The sequence below is a fragment of the Trinickia symbiotica genome, assembly GCF_003028655.1.
Lineage (GTDB): Bacteria > Pseudomonadota > Gammaproteobacteria > Burkholderiales > Burkholderiaceae > Trinickia > Trinickia symbiotica_A.
In genome coordinates this window covers 198,107-212,002 of the sequence record NZ_PYUC01000011.1, presented here as the reverse complement: position 1 = coordinate 212,002, position 13,896 = coordinate 198,107, and the positions used below count along the sequence as shown (strand labels likewise).

General features: G+C 64.5%; 10 protein-coding genes. 6 read left to right on the top strand and 4 right to left on the bottom strand.

The window, feature by feature from the left end:
• The first annotated feature begins 10 nt into the window (after nt 1–10).
• Both C9I57_RS22250 and C9I57_RS22245 read left to right on the top strand, forming a co-directional pair.
• Nucleotides 11–1,210: an acetyl-CoA C-acyltransferase gene (locus C9I57_RS22250; RefSeq protein ID WP_107152773.1), complete on the top strand. Its 1,200-nt coding sequence runs from the start codon at nt 11–13 to the stop codon at nt 1,208–1,210.
• Between the two features lie 102 nt (nt 1,211–1,312).
• The gene (locus tag C9I57_RS22245) at nt 1,313–2,083 is read left to right on the top strand and encodes an enoyl-CoA hydratase (protein WP_107152772.1); all 771 of its coding nucleotides are present in this window, start codon (nt 1,313–1,315) and stop codon (nt 2,081–2,083) included.
• 51 nt (nt 2,084–2,134) lie between these two features.
• Here C9I57_RS22245 and fdhD read toward each other — a convergent pair whose 3' ends face one another.
• The gene (fdhD, locus tag C9I57_RS22240) at nt 2,135–2,965 is read right to left on the bottom strand and encodes a formate dehydrogenase accessory sulfurtransferase FdhD (RefSeq protein ID WP_107152771.1); all 831 of its coding nucleotides are present in this window, start codon (nt 2,963–2,965) and stop codon (nt 2,135–2,137) included.
• Nucleotides 2,966–3,074: 109 nt separating this feature from the next.
• On the opposite strand from fdhD, the gene C9I57_RS22235 reads away from it, so the two are divergent.
• Together C9I57_RS22235 and C9I57_RS22230 are read left to right on the top strand one after the other, a co-directional pair.
• Nucleotides 3,075–3,551, top strand: coding sequence for a nitrate reductase associated protein (locus tag C9I57_RS22235; protein WP_107152770.1), 477 nt, complete (start codon nt 3,075–3,077; stop codon nt 3,549–3,551).
• A gap of 247 nt (nt 3,552–3,798) precedes the next feature.
• Nucleotides 3,799–6,924 carry a sensor domain-containing protein gene (locus C9I57_RS22230; RefSeq protein ID WP_107152769.1) on the top strand — a complete coding sequence of 1,042 codons (3,126 nt, stop codon included), beginning with the start codon at nt 3,799–3,801 and terminating at the stop codon, nt 6,922–6,924.
• A gap of 19 nt (nt 6,925–6,943) precedes the next feature.
• Here C9I57_RS22230 and C9I57_RS22225 read toward each other — a convergent pair whose 3' ends face one another.
• Nucleotides 6,944–7,339: an acyl-CoA thioesterase gene (locus C9I57_RS22225; protein ID WP_107152819.1), complete on the bottom strand. Its 396-nt coding sequence runs from the start codon at nt 7,337–7,339 to the stop codon at nt 6,944–6,946.
• Nucleotides 7,340–7,517: 178 nt separating this feature from the next.
• Here C9I57_RS22225 and C9I57_RS22220 point away from each other — a divergent pair, with 178 nt between their 5' ends.
• Nucleotides 7,518–9,410, top strand: coding sequence for an ABCB family ABC transporter ATP-binding protein/permease (locus C9I57_RS22220; protein WP_107152768.1), 1,893 nt, complete (start codon nt 7,518–7,520; stop codon nt 9,408–9,410).
• On the opposite strand, the gene murU is transcribed toward C9I57_RS22220, so the two are convergent.
• Both murU and C9I57_RS22210 read right to left on the bottom strand, forming a co-directional pair.
• Nucleotides 9,391–10,086 carry an N-acetylmuramate alpha-1-phosphate uridylyltransferase MurU gene (gene murU, locus C9I57_RS22215; protein WP_107152818.1) on the bottom strand — a complete coding sequence of 232 codons (696 nt, stop codon included), beginning with the start codon at nt 10,084–10,086 and terminating at the stop codon, nt 9,391–9,393. The genes C9I57_RS22220 and murU overlap by 20 nt on opposite strands.
• Nucleotides 10,087–10,200: 114 nt before the next feature.
• Nucleotides 10,201–11,238 (bottom strand): aminoglycoside phosphotransferase family protein, encoded by a 1,038-nt coding sequence (locus tag C9I57_RS22210; protein WP_107152767.1) that lies wholly within the window; start codon nt 11,236–11,238, stop codon nt 10,201–10,203.
• 209 nt (nt 11,239–11,447) lie between these two features.
• Between C9I57_RS22210 and C9I57_RS22205 the strand changes: the two genes are divergently transcribed.
• Nucleotides 11,448–13,826, top strand: a complete 2,379-nt coding sequence (locus C9I57_RS22205) for an LPS-assembly protein LptD (protein ID WP_107152766.1) — start codon at nt 11,448–11,450, stop codon at nt 13,824–13,826.
• The last annotated feature ends 70 nt before the right edge of the window (nt 13,827–13,896 follow it).

Below are 13,896 nucleotides of genomic sequence, written 5' to 3'. Positions count from 1 at the left end.
GGAGCTGCAAATGAGCAAACAGCTGCAAGACGCATACATCGTCGCGGCGAGCCGCACGCCGATCGGCAAGGCGCCGCGTGGGGCGTTCAAGAACACGCGCCCGGACGAGCTGCTCGTCCATGCGATCAAATCGGCCGTCGCGCAGGTGCCGGCGCTCGATACGAACGTCATCGAAGACGCGATCGTCGGCTGCGCGATTCCCGAGGCCGAGCAAGGGCTCAACGTCGCCCGCATGGGCGCGCTGCTCGCGGGCCTGCCGAGGTCGGTCGGCGGCGTGACGGTCAATCGTTTCTGCGCATCGGGCCTGACTGCGCTCGCGATGGCGGCCGACCGGATCCGTGTCGGCGAGTCCGATGCGATGATCGCGGGCGGGTGCGAATCGATGAGCATGGTGCCGATGATGGGCAATACGCCGTCGATGTCGCCGCATATCTTCGATCGCGACGAAGACTATGGCATCGCCTACGGCATGGGGCTGACGGCCGAGCGCGTCGCCGAGCGCTGGCAGGTGAGCCGCGAGGACCAGGATCGCTTTTCGCTGAGTTCACACGAGAAGGCGATCGCCGCGCAAAAGGCTGGCGAATTCAAGGATGAGATCGCGCCTTATGCGATCGTCGAGCGATTTCCGGATCTGGGCTCGGGCGAGGTCAAAGTCAGCACGCGCGAGCTCGCGCTCGATGAGGGCCCTCGGCCCGACACATCGATCGAAGGACTCGCGAAGCTCAAGCCTGTGTTCATGAGCAAGGGGTCGGTGACGGCCGGCAACAGCTCGCAGACGTCGGACGGTGCGGGCGCCCTTGTCGTCGTTTCGGAAAAGATCCTGAAGCAGTTCAACCTGACGCCGCTGGCGCGTTTCGTGAGCTTCGCCGTGCGTGGCGTGCCTCCCGAAGTGATGGGCATCGGGCCGAAAGAGGCCATTCCCGTTGCACTGAAGGCCGCCGGCCTCAAGCAGGACGATCTGGACTGGATCGAGCTCAACGAAGCGTTCGCGGCGCAGTCGCTCGCCGTCATTCGCGAGCTCGGGCTCGATCCGGCAAAGGTCAATCCGATCGGCGGCGCTATCGCGCTGGGGCATCCGCTCGGCGCGACCGGCGCGATTCGCGCGGCCACGGTCGTGCATGGCCTGCGCCGGCGCAACCTGAAGTACGGGATGGTGACGATGTGCGTCGGTACCGGGATGGGTGCGGCCGGCATTATCGAGCGCCTTTGATCGGCCTGACGCGGTGGACATCGGTGACGGCTCGCGGGCTCAATGATCGCTCGTCGACGATCGGACAGCTTCGCGAGCCATCGCTTTTTCTGGAGTCGACAGATGACGGACGAAATTCTGGTGGAGCGCGCCGATGGCGTGATGACGATTACGCTCAATCGTCCGAATAAAAAGAATGCGATCACGTCGGCGATGTATGCCGCGATGACCGAAGCGCTCGAGGATGCCCGCGACGATGCGGCCGTGCGTGCGATCGTGATTCGCGGCGTCGGGGGCGCATTCAGCGCGGGCAACGATCTCGAGGATTTCGTGAAGTCGCCGCCGATGGGCGAGGACGCGCCGGTTCTGCGGTTCCTGCGCAGCATCAGCACCGCGCCAAAGCCGGTTGTGGCATCGGTAGCGGGCCTCGCGGTCGGGATCGGCACGACGCTGCTGCTTCATTGCGATCTCGTCTATGCGGCCGATTCGGCGACGTTCTCGTTGCCGTTCGCGCAACTCGGGCTCTGCCCCGAGGCTGCTTCGAGCCTGCTGTTGCCGCGCCTGGCCGGTCATCAGCTCGCTGCGGAAAAATTGCTGCTGGGTGAGGCGTTCGACGCACGCGAGGCGCATCGGATGGGAATCGTGAACCGCCTCTTGCCGGTGGGTGAAGTCGATGCGTTTGCTCTCGCGCAGGCCGCCAAGCTGGCGACGTTGCCTGCCACGTCGCTGCGCGTGACGAAGCGCTTGATGAAGCAGGCGGGAGAACAGGAAGTCGAGCAGCGGATCAAGGAGGAAGTCGTGCACTTCGGCAAGATGCTGCTCGCGCCCGAAGCACGCGAAGCGATGACGGCATTTCTTCAAAAGCGCAAGCCGGACTTTCGCCAGTTCAATTAGCGGGCTGCGCCGATCCAGCGGTGCGCCGCCCCGGTCGCGGCGCGACGCTCCCTATGCCGTTTCGTAGTCGACATACCCGGCCTCGCGGCAAAAGCTCAACAGCCGGATGCCTGCCTGACGCGCGATCGTGACAGCCAGCGACGACGGTGCCGATATCGTCGCGACCATCGGGATGCCGACGCGCGCCGCCTTGCGTACCAGCTCGTAACTGGCACGGCTCGAAAGGAAGACGAAGCCGTCGGTCGTATCCGTGCGATCGAGGACGAGCTGGCCGATCAGCTTATCGAGCGCATTGTGTCGGCCGACGTCCTCGAAGGCGCGCCGAATCGAGCCGTCGGCCGCGCACCATGCGGCGGCATGCAGGCCGCCCGTGAGCTTCGTGAGCGCCTGATGCTCGGGCAGCGCGCGCGCCGCGTGTGCGATCGCGTCGGGTGCGAGGCGTGACAGGAATCCCGTATCGGGCACGCGCTCGGGCGCAAGATCGAGCAAGTCGATGCTCTCGATACCGCACACCCCGCATCCGGTGCGGCCGGTGAGCGCGCGCCGCTTTTCCTTGAGTGCGACGAACGCCTGCTGGACGACGGTCAGTTCGACCTGAGCGTGCGGAAACGGCAATTCTTCGCCGTGCATCGTCACTTCGATGTCGTGGATGTCGCTGCGGCGCTCGACGATCCCTTCGGAAATCGCGAAGCCGACCGCGAACGCCTCGAGATCGCGCGGCGTACACATCATGACGGCATGCGAGATGCCGTTGAAGACGAGCGCGACCGGCCACTCCTGGCCGATCCGGTCGGCGGCGGTCTCGACGGCGCTCCCGCGATGCCGGTGCACTCGCTGCTCAACGACGCCCGATTGCTCGGCGTAATCCAATGGTTCGTTCAAAATCGCTCCTTGCTGGCCGCATTGACGCGCCGATAGAAGTTCTAAAATACCCGAACCGGACCATATCTGCCTGCCGAAACAAGGCTTTCTTGACCGAGAGGACATCGTCATGGGACTGCTCGAAACGCCGTTCTTGTTCGATTTCGAAGTGGTGTCGTCAGAAGACTTCAAATTCATGCCGATGTCGGTGCGCTTCAACCTCGATCGCTTCGGGCTGCGCATCTCGCTCGCGCAATGGCAGATGCTGCCCTATCCGGACCGCGTGCTGCTCGCGCGCTTTCCCGTCGACGACGATACGGCGATCGAGCCGAATTTCGACCACGCGCTCTTCGAGATGATGCGCACGCATGCGAATGTCGAGCCGGAATGGTTCACGCCGGACGCCGACCCGGCATGGCGAAAGGTCGATACCGTACCCGAAGGCGTTGCCCATCAGTGCGGCATCGCCGGGATTCCTGTCCCCTCGAAGGACCGCTGGACACAGCTCGCGCCATTCAAGCGCTATGTGCTGGCGAAGCTGTCGCGCAAGCCGGAAGGCAATCACGACTTCATCCCGGCCATGAAGGAATTCGGGCTGGCGGCTTGAATTTAACAATCGTTGAGAATATTGCGCCGAGCGATCGAGCACCGATTCGTTTCGTGATTTCGTCATACGAATAATTGAGCATGTCGTTTTGCTTTTTTGCGCTCACACACTCAACTTTTGCGCGACGCTGCCGTTATCCACGAGTTGGCGTGTCAAAAAACCCGCATTCCTTCGTACTCCTTCAATAATGGGGTGCCTGCCCCGCAGGATGGGTGCGTCGTCCCCCGGTGCGAACGACGTTCGATAAATGACATCTTTTTTTTCGAAGCGGTTGCTGGTCAACTTCGTTGTCGTCGCGGCTGCGGTTGGCGCGAATGCATTTGTCGCCTATTCCCAGATCCGTACTGAACGCGCGACGAATCTACGAACTTTGCGCTCGATGAGCGTAACGAGCGATCTCGACGCCTATCGCGCCACGCTCGGCCGCGGACTCGCCGCGCTCGGCCGCTTCGGGTTGGAGGGTACGGCCGTGCCGCCCGCGCTCGATGCCGAGCAGGGTGCGGCGCTCGCGCGCATCCGGGAGCGGCTCGCCGGCGAGTTCGCGAACGACGAGACCACGCGCGCACAACTACGGGCGCTTTTTGCCGGCACCGACCCCATCGAGCGCGGGACGCAGGCGGCGTTGCGCCGAGCTCAGGCCGAGCCCGGCGGCGGCAACGCTGCGGGCGCGGGCCCGCGCGCCTGGGCGGCGGCGGCCTACGCGCGTCTCGGGGCACGGCTCGACGGCGTCGACGGTGCGCTGGCGGCTCTGCGGCAGCGCGAGCATGACGCGCTCGAGGTGTCGCTCGCCGCTTCGGCGCGTTCCACGCGTTTTGCCGTGCTGCTTCTCATCCTGACGATGATTGCGGGCTGCGGCCTGCTGATCTATACGTTCGGGGCGCGCGAGGGCGCCGCGCGCGCGAAGCTGCGTGTCGCACGCGCAATGCGCCGCAGCGACGAGCGCTTTCGCGAACTTTTCGACGCGCATCCGGTGCCGATGTGGATCTACGACCGCGAAACGCTGAGCTTTCTCGCGGCGAACGACGCTGCCGTCGAGCAATACGGTTACAGCGAAAGCGAGCTGCTTTCGATGACGATTCGCGAGATTCACCCGCCCGACGAGCTCGCGCGGCTCGATTCGTATCTGGGCCGCACCAGCGCGACGCCGCGCCGCGGCCGTGTCATGGCCGGGGTTTGGCGCCACCGGCGTCGCGACGGCTCCCTGCTCTCGGCCGATATCTCGAACCACCTGCTGAGCTTCATGGGCCGTCCGGCGATGTTCGTGCTGGCCGACGACGTGACCGATCAGATCAAGGCCGAAGCCGAGGCCCAGCGCTCGAACCAGATGCTCGAGACCGTCATCGACAACATCCCGCAGCGCATTTTCTGGAAGGACCGCGAATCGCGCTATCTCGGCTGCAATATGGCGTTCGCGCGCGACGCGGGGCTTGCCTATCCGGAGCAAGTGATCGGCAAGACCGACTACGACATGCCGTGGAAAAGCATGGCTGACTCGCTGCAGCGAGCCGATCGCGAAATCGTCGTGACCGGCGTGCCGAAGATGAATCTCGAGTTCGAAGTTGTGGTCGAAGGCGCCTTGCGCGCCGGCATCACGAGCAAGATTCCGCTCACGAACGGCGACGGCACGGTGATCGGCGTGCTCGGCTCTTACACCGACACGACGGATCGCAAGCGGTCCGACCTGGCACTGCGCCTGCAAAGCCGCGCGCTCGACGCGAGCGTGAATGCGATCGTCATCACGGGGCCGGCCGAAGGCGGCCATGTCATCGAGTACGCGAATCCCGCCTTCAAGCGGATCACGGGCTACGAGCCGGCCGAGGTCATCGGCCACGACGCCCGGCTCCTGCAGCGCGACGATCGCGAGCAGGACGGGCTCATCGCCATTCGCGAAGGACTCGCGGCGAACCGTGAAGTCAGCGCGGTTTTGCGCAACTACCGCAAGGATGGCGCGCTGTTCTGGAATCAGCTCTACGTCGCGCCCGTGCCCGATACGGACGGCCGAATCACGCACCATATCGGCGTCATCAACGATGTGACCGAGCTGATCCGCTATCAGGAACAGCTCGAATATCAGGCGAACTATGACAGTCTCACGAGGCTGCCCAATCGCATCCTCCTGCGCGAGCGGCTGCAGCAATCGATGGCGCGCGGCATCGAGCTCGCGGTTGTGTTCGTCGACCTCGACGGCTTCAAGAACGTCAACGACAGTCTCGGCCATAGCGTCGGCGACCGCCTGCTCGGCGTCGTTGCCGAGCGGCTTGCGCGCACGGTTCAGGCCGGCGATACCGTCGCGCGGCATGGCGGCGACGAGTTCGTGATCGTGCTGACGGAGCTCGTCGGCGACGGTGCGCTCGTGAAGTGGATGGAGCGCGTGCGCGCGGTGATCTCGGAGCCGGTCATGCTCGACGGCACCGAGCTCTATGTCGGCTGCAGCATGGGCGCGAGCCTCTTTCCGCAAGATGGTGAGGACGTCGAAACATTGCTGAAAAAGGCCGACCTCGCCATGTATCGCGCGAAGGACATGGGGCGCAACACGTTCCAGCTCTATCAGCCCGAGATGAACACGAGCGTCGGTGCGCGCCTGAGTCTCGAGCGGCGCCTGCGCCGCGCGCTTCGCGACGGCGAATTCCTGCTTCACTACCAGCCGCAAGTCGACATCGGGACCGGACGCATCGTCGGCATGGAAGCGCTCGTGCGCTGGCACGACCCGGAAGTCGGGCTCGTGCCGCCCTCGGCGTTCATTCCCGTCGCGGAAGAAAGCGGCCTCATCGGCCCGTTGTCGGAGTGGGTGCTGCGCGAGGCCTGCCGCCAGAACAAAGCCTGGCAGGACGAAGGGCTGCCGCCCGCGCGCGTCTCGGTGAATCTGTCGGCCCGCCAGTTTCAGCAGCGCGACATCGCCAAGCTCGTCATGTCGATCCTCGAGGAGACCGGGCTCGAGCCGCGCTACCTCGAGCTCGAGCTGACCGAGAGCACGATCATGCGCAATGCCGAGGAAGCGGTCATCATGCTCAACGAGCTTCACGCGCTCGGTATCGGCCTCGCGATCGACGATTTCGGGACCGGCTATTCGAGCCTCAGCTATCTGAAGCGGTTTCCGGTCGACCGGCTCAAGATCGATCGCTCGTTCGTCTCGGACATCGGCGACTCCAGCGATGACGAGACGATTACCTCGGCCATCATCGCGCTCGCGCATTCGCTCGATCTGCAGGTCATTGCGGAGGGTGTCGAGACGGCCGCGCAGCTCGACTTTCTGAAAGCCCGTGCCTGCCATGAAATGCAGGGCTACTATTTCGCACGGCCGATGCCGCAGGATGCGATTCCCCAGCTTTTGGAGCGCGACCGAGGGCGCACGGCCGAACACGCCGACGCATAGGCGCGGCGCCGGCGGTGCTTCAGCCGAGTTCCGGCAGCTTGCGCGGACGGCGATCGCGATCGGTGGCGACATAGGTGAGCGTGGCTTCCGTCACCTTCACGACCTCCTCGGCGAGGCTCATGCGCTGCGCGAACACCTCGACGTCCACCGTGATCGAGGTGTTGCCCGTCTTGACGATCTCGGCGTAAAAGCTCAACAGGTCGCCGACGAATACCGGCTGCTTGAAGACGAACGAGTTCACGGCCACCGTCGCGACGCGGCCGTTGGCGCGGCGGCTCGCGGGGATCGATCCCGCAATGTCGACCTGCGCCATGATCCAGCCGCCGAATACGTCGCCGTGGACGTTCGCGTCCGACGGTTGGGGCATGACGCGCAAGGCGCAGGATTTTTGCGGAAGCATGGGTGAAAAGGTCATCGGTGCACCGTGAAAAAGTAAAAACGATCCGCGCCGCGGCAATGCGCAAACGCCGCCGATCGGGTTCTGCGACAATACCGGCACGGGCGGTGTGACGGCGTTGGAATTGTACGGGCAACGTCGAGCCCGAGTCCCCACATTTTGCAGAGTTGTTGCCGCGGCTGTCGCCGCCGATTTCATGCGACGTTTTTCCGCTTCCACGGAGCTCGCTCCGCCGTCCGACGCGCCGCGCCGCGATTGGCAGACGATTCGCTCACTGCTGCCCTACCTCGCCACCTACAAGGGGCGCGTCGCGCTCGCGCTGACCTGCCTGGTCGGCGCGAAAGTCGCGAACCTCGGCGTACCGATCGTCATGAAGCGCATCGTCGATGGTCTCGCATCGATGCGGCATCTGACGGCGCTCGGCCGGGCCGAGCACGAACCGGCGATCGTGCTCGCGGGCGGCATCGCGCTGCTCGTCGTCGCCTATGCGGTCGTGCGGCTTTCGACATCGGCGTTCACCGAGCTGCGCGAGATTCTGTTCTCGAAAGTCACGGAAAGCGCCGTGCGAGAGCTTGCGTTGAAGGTCTTTCGTCACCTCCATTCGCTTTCGTTGCGCTTTCATCTCGAGCGGCAGACGGGCGGGATGTCGCGCGACATCGAACGCGGCACGCGAGGCATTCAGCAACTGATTTCGTATTCGCTCTACAGCATCTTGCCGACCCTCGTCGAAGTCGGTCTCGTGCTCGGCTTTTTCATCGTCAAGTACGAGGCCTACTACGCCGTGGTCGCGTTGATTGCGCTCGTCGTCTACATCGCGTTCACGGTGAAGGTCACGGAATGGCGGACGCATTTTCGCCGGACGATGAACGAACTCGATTCGCGTGCGAACTCGCGCGCCATCGATTCGCTGCTCAACTACGAGACCGTCAAGTACTTCGGGAACGAGGAGTGGGAGGCGAAGCGCTACGACGAAAACCTCAAGCGCTACCGCGCGGCGGCGATCAGATCGCAAAACTCGCTTTCGTTGCTGAACTTCGGGCAGCAGACGATCATCGGCACGGGTCTCGTCTTCATTCTCTGGCGCGCGACGTCGGGCGTGATGGCGGGACGGCTCACGCTCGGCGACCTCGTGCTCATCAACACGTTCATGCTCCAGCTTTATATCCCGCTGAACTTTCTCGGCGTGGTCTATCGCGAGCTGAAGCAGGCGCTCACCGATATGGACCGGATGTTCACGCTGCTGGGCGCCGCCCGCGAGATACCCGATGCGCCCGGCGCCGCGTCGCTCGCCGTACGCGGGGCAGAGCTCTCGTTCGAGCGCGTCTCGTTCGCCTACGAGCCGTCACGGCAGATCCTTCACGACGTGAGCTTCACGATCGCCGCCGGCACGACGACGGCCGTCGTCGGCGCGAGCGGTTCCGGCAAGTCGACGCTCGCGAGGCTCCTTTTTCGCTTTTACGATCTCGACCGGACGTCGGGCGGTGCGATCCGCATCGACGGGCAGGACATCCGTGACGTGAAGCAGGAGACGCTGCGGGCGGCGATCGGCATCGTGCCGCAGGACACGGTGCTATTCAACGATACGATCTACTACAACATCGCTTACGGCAGGCCGGGCGCCACGCGCGAGGAAGTCGTCGCCGCCGCGCGCGCCGCGCATATTCACGACTTCATCGAGGGATTGCCGAAGGGTTATGACACGCCCGTCGGCGAGCGCGGTCTCAAGCTATCGGGCGGCGAGAAGCAGCGCGTGGCGATCGCGCGCACGCTCCTGAAGGACCCGCCGATCCTCGTTTTCGACGAAGCCACCTCCGCGCTCGATTCTCGCTCGGAGCGCGCGATCCAGGCGGAGCTCGATCAGATCGCGCGCGGCCGCACGACGCTCGTCATCGCACACCGACTCTCGACGGTTGTCCACGCGCATCAGATCATCGTGATGGATCACGGCCGCATCGTCGAGCGCGGCACGCATGCCGAGCTCGTGCAGGCGGGCGGTCATTTTGCGCAGATGTGGGCGCTCCAACAGCAGCAGGCCGCGCGCGAGGCGCCGCTCGCCGACCCGGCGATCGTCAACGGGTCCGCGCGCTGAGTATCGAGTCGAGCTCGCGCAATTGCTGGGGCGTCCCGACGTTTTCCCAGAGTCCGTCATAGCGCTCGCCGCTTGCGCGGCCGGCTCCGATGGTTTCGCGGTAGTACGGCTTCAACGCGCAGCGCTCGCCGCGGCCGAGGCCGCGGAACATTCGTGTGTCGTAGAGCCCGATGTTGCCGAACGTGTAGCGCGGGGCGCCGTCGAGTGCAAGCTGACCGTCGATCAGCGCGAAATCGCCCGCCGGATGAAACGGCGGGTTCGGGACCATGACGAGGTGCATGCCCGGTTGCGCCGTTTGCGCGAGTCGCCCGGCGGGCTCGTGTAAGCGGGCGTAATCGAAATCACAGTAGATGTCCCCGCTCACCGCGACGAAGATCTGCGGTCGGCCGTCGTCCTCGAGAAGCGGCAGCGCCTGCGCGATGCCGCCCGCCGTTTCCAGTGCGACGGTTTCCGCCGAGTAGGCGAGATGCACGCCCCAGCGCGAGCCGTCGCCGAGCGCCGCTTCGATCCGCTCGCCGAGCCATGCATGATTGACGACGATCGTGGTGAAGCCCGCGCGAGCGAGGCGCTCGATCTGCCAGACGATGAGCGGCTTGCCGCCCACCTCGAGCAACGGCTTCGGGCAGGTATCGGTAAGCGGCCGCATTCTTTCGCCGCGGCCCGCCGCGAAAATCATCGCCTTGTTGATCGGCGCCGCGTTCGCGGCTTCTGCCGCCGCTCGTTGTGTCGCGTTGATCGGCTTGGCCGTCATGTCGTCTTGATTGTCCGGTTCTTGGAAACGTCGAAAGGCTCAGAATGTATAGCCGATTTCGACGGCACGGCCGTCGAGTTCGTCGATCAGTTGCGCGAACGGCGCGAGCGGCCGGTACCGTTCGCTGACCTTGCGCGCGTAGCCGATGAAGCGTGGAAGATCGGCGAGATAACGCGCTTTCCCGTCGCGGTGATTGAGTCGCGCGAAGAGTCCGAGGATCTTGATGTGGCGCTGCAGGCCCATCCACTCGATCTGCCTGTAGAACTCGCCAAAATCGGGGTCCACGGGAAGCCCCGCCTTTTTGGCGCGCTCCCAGTAGTAGACGAAGCAATCGAGCTCGAACTCCTCGTCCCAGGTCAGAAAGGCATCGCGCATGAGCGACGCGACGTCGTAAGTGATCGGCCCCATCACCGCATCCTGGAAGTCCAGCACGCCCGGGTTCGGCTCGCAGATCATGAGGTTGCGCGGCATGAAATCGCGCAGCATGTAGACCTGCGGCTGCGCGCGTGCACTCGCGATGATGAGCGCGTAGGTGCGGTCGAGCACGCCGCGCGTTTTCTCGTCGACGGGACGGTTCAGATGGCGGCCGATGTACCACTCGGGCATGAGCTCCATCTCGCGCCGCATGAACGCTTCGTCGAAAACGGGCAACACGCCTTCGCGCGATGCGAGCTGCCAGCGGATCAGCGCGTCGAGCGCGTCCCGCATGAGCGGCCGCGCGCTTTGTGGATCGTTCGTGTCGAGTGCCGCGATGTAGGACCGCGTGCCGAGATCGGTCACCAACATGAAGCCGCGCTCGAGATCGCATTCGAGCACTCGCGGCACGTGCACGCCCGCTTGCGCGAGCAGGCCCGCGATCTCCGCGAATTCGCGGCATTTCTCGGGCGGCGGGGCGTCGACGGCGATGAGCGTCGCGCCGTGATCGCCAGCCGATGCCAACCGGAAATAGCGGCGGAAGCTTGCATCGGCGGAAGCGGGTGCGAGCGTGGCAAGGTCGAGCGCATAGCGCGCCGCGTGCGTGCCAAGCCACTCGCCCAGCGAATCGAGGCGGGCGTCGGCGGGGGAGGTCGTCGTCATGAAAGGCGGGAGGCAAAACGTCTTGCCATATAATACCCGACGACTTTTTTTGATGCGCCCCGTGTTGGCCCTCGCACGGTCCCGTTGGACCGCCTTTCATCGCGCGCCCTGGCAAGCGGGCGCTCGATGAGACCGCCACGTCCCGCGGCGGTGCACGCAGGCAGCGACCGGCCCGTTGCCGGCCCGCCGGCCGATTCGAATATCGATACATGCCGCCCAGACACCTTCGAACGCATCCCTTCGGCTTCCGCATCTGCGATCGCGCCCCGCGCATGAAACGGCTCGCCGCGGCATTGATTGCCGTGCCGGGTCTCATGCCGTCGATCTCGAATGCGCAGCTTTCCGGCGCCGCAGCCGAGCCGCAGCAGATCGACGTGCCTTGGGGGCTGCGGCTCGCGCCGCAGATCGAGGAGCATCCGCTTGCCCCGGGCAACGCGCCCTCGACCTTCGTGCTCGGGGACCAGGCGAGCGGCACGGCGGACCGCGATCTGGCCGCGAAGGGTGCGGCCGAAGTGCGGCGCGGCCTGTCGGTCGTGAAAGGCGATGCGCTTCACTACGATCAGGACACCGACATGGCCGATGCGTACGGTCACGTGCGCATCAGCACGAACGGTGCGGTGTTTTACGGGCCCGAGGCCCATATGCAGGTCGAATCGAGCCAGGGCTTCATGCCGGTGCCGAAGTATCACTTTACGACGCGCGGCGGCTCGGGAAGCGCAAAAGAGGTCAAGCTGCTCGATAGCGAGCGTTCCGTATTCACCGATGCGACCTACACGGCGTGCCAGTGCGAAACACGCCCGGCCTGGTACATCCGCGGCAGCAAGTTCGAATTCGATACGGGCGAGGACGAGGGCGTCGCGCGCAACGGCGTGCTGTTTTTCCAGGGCGTGCCGATCTTCGCAAGCCCGTGGCTTTCGTTTCCGCTCAGCAACGAGCGCAAGAGCGGCCTGTTGCCGCCGACCTTTTCGTTCGGCTCGACGAATGGGTTCGATTTCTCGCAGCCGTACTATTTCAATATCGCGCCGAACCGCGACCTGACGGTGACGGGGCGCTACATCGAAAGGCGCGGCGTGCAATTGCAGCAGCAGTTCCGCTATCTTTCGCCGAGTTACTCGGGCACGTTCTATACCGATTACCTGCCGAACGACGCCGCCGCCCACCGAAACCGCTACGCGATCTTCTGGCAGCACAATCAGAACCTCGGCAACGGGTTCGGCTTTTACGTCAACTACAACAAGGTCTCGGATATCAACTATCCGTACCAGCTCGGCTCGGCGGGCAACCAGTACACGGTCGGCGCGCAGCTCGTGTATGCGCAGGAAGCCGGCTTCACCTATAACAGCGGGCCTTGGTCGGTGCTGTTGCGCGAGCAGCACTGGCTATCGTTCGATCCCGGTGCGACGCCTTACGGCCGCGAGCCGCAATTGAACGTCAAATACACGCGGTACAACGTCGGCGGCTTCGACTTCGGCGCGGAGGCCGACGCGACGCGTTTCACGATACCGGTTTCCAATTCCACGCAAGGCGACCGGTTTGCTTTCAATCCGTACGTGTCTTACGGCATCTATGCGCCCGGCTACTTCATCGTGCCGAAAGTGCAGGCCCACTTTGCCGCGTACAACCTCACGAATATCGGCACGGACGTGCCGGCGGGCGAGCCCAAGACCTTCACCGAGGCGGTCCCGACGTACAGTTTCGACAGCGGCCTCATCTTCGAACGATCGGTGCGGCTTTTCGGCGGCGACTACATCCAGACGCTCGAGCCGCGGCTCTACTACGTCTATTCGCCGTACCGCAATCAGAATCGCGCGCCGCTCTTCGACACGGCTCCGCTCGACTTCGGGCTTGCCGAGATGTTCATGCCCAATACGTTCGTCGGCAACGACCGGGTGGCCGACGCGAACCGCGTCACGACTGCGCTGACGACGCGATTCATCGACGCGGCCACGGGCGACGAGCGCGCGCGCTTCGTCATCGCCCAGCAATACAACTTCGTCAACCAGCGCGTGCTGGTCAGCACGACGAACGTGCAACCCGGGACAAAAGGCTCGAACGTCATCGCGGGCGGGTCGCTCAAGATCGGCGGCGGTTTTTCGACGCAGGCGGCGGTCCAATATAATGCCGAGCAGAGTCAGTTCGTCCAGGCCATCACCGGCTTCGGCTTCAGCCCCGCCGATCGCAAAGTGATCAACATGTCGTATCAATACACGCGGGCCGATCTGGCACTCAACAACAACGAGCCGATCAACCAGTTGCTGATCTCGGGCGAATGGCCGATCACGCGGCGCATCTTCGCGGTCGGGCGGATCGAGTACGATTTGGCCGACAACCGTGTTGTCGACGGACTGGTCGGCTTCCAGTACGATGCCGACTGCTGGGGCTTCGGGATCGGTCTGCAACGCTATGTGAACGGGATCACGGCCTCGGGCGTGCCGAGCTCCGGCACGCGCGTGCTCGCGCAACTGACGCTGAAGGGCCTGTCGCACGTGGACAACGGGCTCACGGCGGCGTTCAGGGCCGGTGTGGAAGGGTATCAGCCGCCCCCGCCGCCGGCGCCGCCGCTTTCGCGGTTCTCCGATTACGAGTGAGGACGAGGCGGCGGTCAGCATTTTCCGGCGCGCCCCGGGCGCGAGGAGCATTTTGCAAGACGACGGGGAA

Coding starts and splice junctions, on each gene's coding strand:
- C9I57_RS22245 (WP_107152772.1), top strand. CDS start 1,313: ATGACGGACGAAATTCTGGTGGAGCGCGCCGATGGCGTGATGACGATT.
- C9I57_RS22220 (WP_107152768.1), top strand. CDS start 7,518: ATGCGACGTTTTTCCGCTTCCACGGAGCTCGCTCCGCCGTCCGACGCG.
- C9I57_RS22250 (WP_107152773.1), top strand. CDS start 11: ATGAGCAAACAGCTGCAAGACGCATACATCGTCGCGGCGAGCCGCACG.
- C9I57_RS22210 (WP_107152767.1), bottom strand. CDS start 11,238: ATGACGACGACCTCCCCCGCCGACGCCCGCCTCGATTCGCTGGGCGAG.
- C9I57_RS22225 (WP_107152819.1), bottom strand. CDS start 7,339: ATGACCTTTTCACCCATGCTTCCGCAAAAATCCTGCGCCTTGCGCGTC.
- C9I57_RS22235 (WP_107152770.1), top strand. CDS start 3,075: ATGGGACTGCTCGAAACGCCGTTCTTGTTCGATTTCGAAGTGGTGTCG.
- murU (WP_107152818.1), bottom strand. CDS start 10,086: ATGATTTTCGCGGCGGGCCGCGGCGAAAGAATGCGGCCGCTTACCGAT.
- C9I57_RS22230 (WP_107152769.1), top strand. CDS start 3,799: ATGACATCTTTTTTTTCGAAGCGGTTGCTGGTCAACTTCGTTGTCGTC.
- C9I57_RS22205 (WP_107152766.1), top strand. CDS start 11,448: ATGCCGCCCAGACACCTTCGAACGCATCCCTTCGGCTTCCGCATCTGC.